5 protein-coding genes are annotated in these 5,113 nt (G+C 72.8%); 4 read left to right on the top strand and 1 reads right to left on the bottom strand.

Translation table 11 applies throughout. The features are described from left to right. The 4 genes from ACTIR_RS22715 to ACTIR_RS0110600 form a co-directional block, all read left to right on the top strand. The coding region (locus ACTIR_RS22715) for a hypothetical protein (protein ID WP_034239339.1) at positions 1-476 on the top strand (476 nt) is incomplete at its 5' end. 115 nt (positions 477-591) lie between these two features. Continuing rightward, on the top strand, positions 592-1,842 hold the full coding sequence (locus ACTIR_RS0110610; RefSeq protein ID WP_052583822.1) for a PP2C family protein-serine/threonine phosphatase: 1,251 nt from the start codon (positions 592-594) through the stop codon (positions 1,840-1,842). Positions 1,843-1,997: 155 nt separating this feature from the next. Continuing rightward, on the top strand, positions 1,998-3,122 hold the full coding sequence (locus ACTIR_RS0110605) for an NDMA-dependent alcohol dehydrogenase (protein WP_034239415.1): 1,125 nt from the start codon (positions 1,998-2,000) through the stop codon (positions 3,120-3,122). Positions 3,123-3,331: 209 nt separating this feature from the next. Continuing rightward, a complete protein-coding gene (locus tag ACTIR_RS0110600; RefSeq protein WP_026454261.1) occupies positions 3,332-3,742 on the top strand; it encodes a roadblock/LC7 domain-containing protein in 411 nt (136 codons plus the stop codon). 83 nt (positions 3,743-3,825) lie between these two features. On the opposite strand, the gene ACTIR_RS22710 is transcribed toward ACTIR_RS0110600, so the two are convergent. Further along, on the bottom strand, positions 3,826-5,113 hold a 1,288-nt coding region (locus ACTIR_RS22710), incomplete at its 5' end, for an aldehyde dehydrogenase family protein (RefSeq protein ID WP_034239337.1).

Here is a 5,113-nt window from a genome sequence, read left to right as displayed (position 1 = left end):
GGCGTCCCCGGCCGCGGACCCTGATCGCCGCCGGGCTGGTCGTGGCGGCGCTGGTCGGTGCGGGATTCGTCGGGGCGGACTACCGGTCGCTGCGTGCCCGGGAGACCGCGCGCGCGGAGGCACTCGACGCGGCCACCCGGTTCGCCACCCGACTGTCCTCGTACGAGTTCGACACCCTCGACAAGGACCTCGACGCCGTGCTCGACCACGCGACCGGGGACTTCGCCGAGCAGTACCGCCGGGTCGGCGACGACCTCAGCGAGCTGATCCGGGAGCACGAGGCGGTCTCCGAAGGGGAGACGCTGGCGGCGGGTGTCGTCCGCGCCGACGCCGGCGAAGCGGTGGTGCTCGTGTTCGCCGATCAGACCATCACCAACACGAACAATCCCGAGCCGCGGATCGACCGGAACCGGATGCGGCTGACCCTGCGCCAGGAGAACGACCGGTGGCTGGTGCACCACGTCGAACTGCTCTGAGGGCACACCACGGCAGGACGACCCGACCGGGCGACCCCGGAAGACGTGGTGCCGACCGGTCGGGCCGGCGTGGTGCGGCGGGTGAGCCCGCCCGGGAGCCACTACCGTGAGGACCGTGACGTCCGCGAACTGGTACGAGGTGCTCGACGAGATCATCAACCGGGGTCACCTGGCCGCCGGGGGTGATCTCGGACGGATCGTCCGGCACGCCCTGGCCACCCACGTGGGGGTCGACGGACTGCTGTACGTCTCCGACCTGCCCCAGCGGCACCTGCACCCGCTCGACGTCGACGGCGTGCCCCGGCCCGCCCCGCTCGCGATCGACGACACGCTCGCGGGCCGGTCGTTCCAACGGGTCGAGGTCCTCCGGGACCGTGACCCGGAGACGGGCACTCCGGTGCTGTGGGTGCCCGTCCTGAACGGCACACACCGGATGGGGAGCCTGCGGGTGGTGCCGCCCGAGGGGGCGGACCCGGACGACGCGACCCTGCGGCAGCACTGCTGGACCGTGGGCGGGCTGCTCGGCCACCTCATCGTCGCGAAACTCGCCCAGAGCGACGCCCTGCACCGGGCCCGCAGGCCCCGGCCGCTGACGGTGTCGGCCGAGCTGCTGTGGCAACTGCTGCCCCCGCAGACCTTCGCCACCCCGGACATGACCGTCAGCGCGGTGGTCGAGTACTACGACGAGGCGGGCGGCGACGGGTTCGACTACTCGGCGGACGGGTCGCACGGCCACGTGGCGGTATTCGATGCCACCGGCCACGACCTGCAGGCCGGACTCGTCTGCTCGTTGGCCATGGCCGCCACCCGCAACGCACGCCGGAGAAACGAGACTCTGGCCGGTATCGCCCGCAGGGCCGACGCGGTGCTGCGCGAGAACGCGGCCGAGACCCGGTTCGCCACGGCCGTGCTGGCGACGGTCGATTTCGAGACGGGAGTGCTGTCGTACCTGAACGCGGGTCATCCGCCGCCGGTGCTGCTGCGCAACGGCCGCATCCACAAGTTCCTGGACGAGGGCAGGCGCATGCCCTTGGGACTGCAACACCTCGACGACGCCGACCCGACCATCCCGGCCCGGGAACACCTCCGGCCGGGCGACCGTATCCTGCTCTACACCGACGGCGTCACCGAGGCCCGCAACGACCGCGACGAGCACTTCGGCGTCGACCGGCTCGTCGACATCGTCGAGCGGGAGAGCTCGGCCGGGCTCCCTCCGCCGGAGACGTTGCGACGGGTCGTCCACGCGATCCTGCACCACCAGCGTGGTGAGCTCCAGGACGACGCCACCCTGCTGCTCTTCGAATGGCCCACGCCGCAGCACCCGAAACTGCTGCCGTCCGAGGCGCTACGCCCGGCCGACGACTGAACCGTCGTCCCCCTCGGACACCCCGCCCGCTCCCCGCGCCCGTCACGCCCCAACGTGAAACGGCCGTCTCCGAAACCACGCGACACCCCCGTCCCACGCCCCCGGACGGGATAGCTTCGGCCGCGTCGGTGGAACCGGAATCGAGGGAGAACGTGATGCCGATCAGTACGCGGGGCGCGGTCCTGCGGGAGTCCCCCGGGCGCTACGAGGTCGTCGACCTAGAGCTCGACGACCCGCGGCAGGGCGAGGTGACGGTGAAGCTCGCCGCGTCCGGGTTGTGCCACTCCGACGACCACGCCGCGACCGGCGACCTGCCCGTCGGCATCCACCCGTTCTGCGGTGGGCACGAGGGCGCGGGCGTGGTCACCGCGGTCGGCCCGCACACCCCGGGGTTCGAACCGGGCGACCACGTGGTGTTCTCCTTCCTCCCCGCGTGCGGCACGTGCGAGTTCTGCGCCCGTGGCCTGCAGAACCTGTGCCACCTGGGCGCGACCCTGCTCACCGGCGCCCGCGCCGACGACCCCACCAGCTACCGGCTCAGCCTCGACGGGCGCCCGGTGGGACAGCAGTGCGGCATCTCGACGTTCGCCGAGTACACGACCGCGTCGGTGGACTCGCTCGTCCGGATCGACAAGGACGTGCCGCTGGAGCTGGCGTGCCTGCTCAGCTGCGGGGTGCCGACCGGGTGGGGCGCGGCGGTGAACACCGCCGGTGTGCGCCCCGGCGACACGGTGATCGTCATGGGTATCGGTGGGATCGGGGCCAACGCGGTGCAGGGCGCGGCGCACGCGGGGGCGAGCACCGTGATCGCCGTGGACCCGGTGGAGTTCAAGCGGGACACCGCCCGCGAACTGGGCGCCACGCACGCCTACGCCGACCTCCGCGAGGCCGCCGACCACGCCCGGTCGGTCACCAACGGACAGGGCGCGGACGCCGTGATCGTCGCCGTCGGCGTCACCGGGGGCGAGCACCTCGCCACGGCGCTCGGCGCGATCCGCAAGGCCGGGACCGTGGTCGTCACCGGCCTGGGCAGCCACCGCGCGACCGACGTGCCCCTCCGGCTGAACGACCTGGTTCTCATGCAGAAGTCCGTGAAGGGATCGCTGTTCGGCGAGGCCGCCCCGGGGTGCGACATCCCCGCACTGGTGCGGCTCTGGCGGCAGGGCGTGCTCGAACTGGACGAACTGGTGACCACCCGGTACCCGCTGGACGAGGTGGCGAAGGCGTACGACGACATGCACGCGGGCCGCAACATCCGCGGCGTGCTCGTCTTCGACTGACCGCCGGGTGACCACCTTCTGACTCTCCGTGTTCGGCCGTGACCGAATCGCGCCCCGATCGTTCACCCGGTCGGACCGGCGGCACCGCCGAGAAGACGACTTTCCGCGAGGTCGCGCGTCTTGACACCGCGAACCGGGTGATCTTCGATACGGTGCCGCCGTGTCCACGGTGCCCGGCACGGTTGTTCGACAGTGGGGAGATCGAAGCAATGGTCGCTTCCGACCCGACGGATCTGGACCGGCTGCTGGACGGGCTGGTGACCGGTCTGGACCGGGCCCGGCATGCCGTCGCGCTCTCGACCGACGGCATGCTGCTCGGCCGGTCCGGGCAGCTCGACGCGGACGACGCCGGACACCTCTCGGCGGTCGCCTCGGCGTTCCACAGCCTCGCGGACGGCGCGGGTGCGCAGTTCGGCGGTGGCACCGTACGGCAGACCGTGGTGGAGCTCGACCGGGCGACGCTGTTCGTCACCGCCGCGGGCGAGGGTGCCTGTCTCGCCCTGCTCGCCGATGAGGGGGTGGACATGGGCCGGGTCGCCTACGGGATGAACCGGACGGTCGAACGGATCGGCACCGTCCTCGCCACCGTCCCCACCGGCCCGCGGCACACCGCCTCCTGACCCCACCTCCTGACCGCACCGCCGCCGGTGCGGCCCCTCCGCGTGCGGGTGTCGGGGCCGCACCGGCGGCCGGGGGCGGCGGGTCAGAACGGGTAACGCTCGATCGAGGACTGCACGGTGATCCACTGGGTCTCGGTGAACGACTCCAGGTTCGCCCGCGCCCCGCCGAAGTGGCCGCCGACACCGGAGGCCTTCATCCCGCCGAACGGGATGGTCGACTCGTCGTCGACCGTCTGGTCGTTGATGTGCACCATCCCGGACTCGATGCGCCCGGCCAGCTCGTAGGCGCCGAACGCGTCGGCGGTGAGGATGCCGACACTGAGGCCGTACTCGCTGTCGTTGATGATGTCGATCGCCTCGTCCACGGTGTCGTAGGGCACGACCGGGGCGACGGGGCCGAAGATCTCCTCGGCGAACGCCGGACTGTCCGGGGCCACCCCGGTGAGCACGGTGGGCCGGTAGAACGGCCCGTCGTGGGTTCCGCCCGCCGCCGCGGTGGCACCCCGGGCCACCGTCTCGGTGACGATCCGGTGGACCTGTTCCAGCTGCGCCCGGTCGATGATCGGGCCGAGGGCGTTGGCCGGGTCGGCCGGGTCACCGACGGCGATCGCGTCGGCCTTGGCGGCCAGCCGTTCGGTGAACTCGTCCACGAGCGAGGAGTGCACCAGGTGCCTGCCCGCGGTCATGCAGATCTGCCCCTGGTGCAGGAACGACCCCCACGCCGCGGCGGAGGCGGCGGCCTCCACGTCGGCGTCCGGCAGCACGAGCAGGGCGTTGTTCCCGCCGAGCTCCAGGTGCACCCGCTTGAGCAGCGGCGCCGCCGCCTCCCCGATCCTGCGGCCCGCGGGGGTGGACCCGGTGAACGACAGGCACGGCACGTCCGGGTGCGTCACCAGCGCCTGCCCGACGTCGGCCCCGCCCGGCAGCACCGTGAGCAGGCCCTCCGGCAGTCCCGCCTCGGCGAGCAGCTCGGCCAGTGCCAGCCCGCCGGACACCGGGGTGCGGGGGTCCGGCTTGAGCACGACCGCGTTGCCCACCGCGAGCGCGGGCGCCACCGACCGCATCGACAGGATGCCGGGGAAGTTGAACGGCGAGATCACCCCGACGACCCCGATCGGCACCCGGCGGGCCAGCGACAGCCGCGGCCGGGTGGAGTGCAGCAGCTCGCCGTAGGGCTGGGAGGCCAGCGCGGCGCTCTCGTGCAGCTCGGACACCACGAGCCCGACCTCGAACGACGCCTTGCCCTGCGCCGATCCGGACGCGGGCACCAGCCAGCGGGCCAGCCGGTCCGGATCGTCCTCCAGCAGCCGGGCCGCCCGGCGCAGCACCGCGGCGCGCTCATCGTAGGTGGTGGCGGCCCAGGCGCGCTGG

This window comes from Saccharomonospora iraqiensis subsp. iraqiensis, assembly GCF_000430445.1.
Lineage (GTDB): Bacteria > Actinomycetota > Actinomycetes > Mycobacteriales > Pseudonocardiaceae > Saccharomonospora > Saccharomonospora iraqiensis.
The sequence above is the reverse complement of the archived record's forward strand: the minus strand, read 5'-3'. Positions and strand labels throughout refer to the sequence as shown.